Raw genomic sequence first — 1710 nt, forward strand, 5'->3', positions numbered from 1 at the left:
GCGCGGGCCTGGTTGTCGCCAGGATGTTGGGCGGAGGGCGTTGGCGGCATCCAGCTGTGTGCCATTGGGCGTTGCTTGGGGCTACGCCGCGCCAGAGATCACCCGGCGAGAAGCCCCGCCGTGCACCCCACCGGGCGTTTGCAGCCGATCTTCAGGCAAGCCGGCGCCAGACGGTAATCGATCTCCGTGCGCAGACCGTGGCCCCTTGCCTGACGCCGCCGTCCGCCAGCCAACCGGCACCACCCGGGCCTCAGTCCTTCTCTGGCATCGCCGAAGAGTGGTGGCTGGTAATCAGCCACTGCTTGCCGTTCCATTTGTAGGTGTAGGTGTAGCGCGCTTTGACCTGCGCGCCCGTCGTACCGTAGGTGAAGGTATAGAGCCCCGTGTCAACGGCGGTGTTGCAGCCAATCTCGATGCTCCTCGAGTCGATCGTGCCCACCGGCTTGTTCTGCAGGAAGTGCTGGAAGTAATCCGCCTTTTCGGCCGCGGTGAGTCGAGGTTTGTTCGATACGGTGGGCAGCAGGACGGAGTGCTCGGCATAGTTGGCGACAACCTGTTGCTTGTCGCCGGTTTGTAGCGAGAGATTCCAGCGCTCGAAGAGGTCCGCGATTTCCTGCTCGGTGGTCGCCTGGCAGACTTCCATTCGTGCTGGCGGCGCCGTTGATGCGCTTGGGCCAGAAGCGCAGCCTGCAAGAACGACGGCGAGGAGCATCGATGCGGCTGGATAGTTTTTCTTCATGGAAGGTCCTTTGCGGGTTTTTGGCGGACGGTGAAGCAGACCAGGGAGACGGTGAAGGGAGTCTTCGCTTGCGCAAGCCGCGGTGGCGCTGCCCGTTGCGGGCGTTCGCAGCGGGTACTCACTCTACAAGACAGCCGCAATCCGGTCCATCCCGATTGTGCGATTGGCCGGCGGCAAGGAGAGCCGCGCAAGCGTCGCCTGATCGCGAAGATGAAACCAGCGCTCGAACATGGTTTTCCGGTTTAATACGGCATGCGCATCAACATCCTCGCCTTCGCCATCGGGGTCTGGTTTCTCCAGACCCGGGAGAACTTGCCGGCCTTGCCGCTGGTAGTCGCCCTGCTGATCGGTGTGCCCTTGTTTCTGCTCTGGGGTGGCGGCCGACAGCACGCCGCGCTGCGGGTGGCGTCAGCGCTGGCTTGCGGATTGCTGGGCCTGGCCTGGGCGGCTCTGCTCGCCGGGCAGCGGCTGCAGGATCGCCTGCCAGCTGAGTGGGAAGGGCGCGACGTCGAGGTGGTCGGCGTGGTTGCCGCGCTGCCGCATGCTTTCGATCGCGGCGAGCGCTTCGAATTCGTCGTCGAGTCGGTCGATCCGCCGCAGGCGGTTCTGCCGCGGCGGATCATGCTCTCCTGGTATCGTGGCCAGGGCAAAGACGAGTGGCGGGACGTGCTGGCGATTCGCCCGGCCGAGCGCTGGCGGTTCACCGTTCGCCTGAAGCGACCGCACGGCAACGCCAATCCGCACGGTTTTGACTACGAGGCCTGGCTGTTCGAGCGCGGGCTGCGGGCGACCGGCTATGTGCGTCCGCGTGCCTTGGCGCAGCGCCTCGACGACTTTGTTTTCCGGCCGGGCTATGCGATCGAGCGTTGGCGCGAGCGAATCCGCAGCAATTTCCTGGCGGCGCTGCCCGATGCGCCCTACGGCGGCATTCTCGCGGCGTTGGCGGTCGGCGACCAGCAGGCCATTTCGGC

Annotated in this window: 2 protein-coding genes; one reads left to right on the plus strand and one right to left on the minus strand. The window is 65.3% G+C overall.

The features are described 5' to 3' along the window. Positions 1 to 250 precede the first annotated feature (250 nt). Entirely contained in the window at positions 251 to 739 is a 489-nt protein-coding gene (locus tag RUW20_RS08795; protein WP_313951834.1) for a DUF4440 domain-containing protein, read from the minus strand. A 252-nt stretch (positions 740 to 991) separates the two neighbouring features. On the opposite strand from RUW20_RS08795, the gene RUW20_RS08800 reads away from it, so the two are divergent. Continuing rightward, positions 992 to 1710 (plus strand): ComEC/Rec2 family competence protein (locus RUW20_RS08800; protein ID WP_313951835.1); only part of this gene is annotated, 719 nt, incomplete at its 3' end.

Origin of the sequence: Accumulibacter sp., assembly GCF_032229525.1 — a bacterium.
Classification (GTDB): domain Bacteria; phylum Pseudomonadota; class Gammaproteobacteria; order Burkholderiales; family Rhodocyclaceae; genus Accumulibacter.